The 658-nt window shown below is 72.9% G+C and carries 1 protein-coding gene; it reads right to left on the bottom strand.

All coding sequences use genetic code 11. The features are described 5' to 3' along the window. A partial coding sequence (locus tag FVW27_RS21080) for a helicase-related protein (protein ID WP_243838571.1) occupies positions 1-658 on the bottom strand: 658 nt, incomplete at both ends.

The following is a 658-nucleotide window of genomic DNA, read 5'->3' as shown; positions in this document are numbered from 1 at the left end:
CCGCCTCGTCGCCGGGGGCCACCAGGGTCATGGCCGTGCCCGCGCGGGCGGCGCGACCGGTGCGACCGATGCGGTGGATGTAGGCGTCCGCCGTGGCGGGCACGTCGTAGTTCACCACGTGGGTCACCCGCGAAATGTCCAGTCCGCGCGCGGCCACGTCCGTGGCCACCAGCACGGCGTAGCGCCCGGTGCGAAACCCGTCCAGGGTTGCCTGGCGCCGCCGCTGCGAAAGCTTGCCTTGCAGGCACCCCACGCGCAGTCCTGTGGAGGCCAATTGCTGCCACAGGCGGCGCGCCCCGTGCCGGGTGCGCACGAACACCAGCACCGCACCGGCCAGGGGTTCATCCTCGGTGGCGTGCAGGGGCGGATGGCCGCCGCCCATGTCCCCGTGGAAAACGGCATCGTCGCCAGTGTCGGGGGCGTCGTCAATTCCATCAGCAACGCCGCCAATGCCTTCCGGAAATTCGGGCGCATGGGTCGCGCCAGCATGCGCCGCCACGCCGGGCAGCAGCCGGGCGCGCAGCATGGCCTTCAGCAACGGGGTCTTGAGGTGGGCGGGTACCGGGTACAGGGCGTGGTCCACCGTGGCCGCCGGGGCCTGCGCGTCCACGCTGACGGTCACGGGGTCGCGCAGGGCCTCGCCCGCCAGCGCTTGCAC

Source organism: Nitratidesulfovibrio liaohensis (assembly GCF_011682075.1).
Classification (GTDB): domain Bacteria; phylum Desulfobacterota; class Desulfovibrionia; order Desulfovibrionales; family Desulfovibrionaceae; genus Cupidesulfovibrio; species Cupidesulfovibrio liaohensis.
The sequence above is the reverse complement of the archived record's forward strand: the minus strand, read 5'-3'. Positions and strand labels throughout refer to the sequence as shown.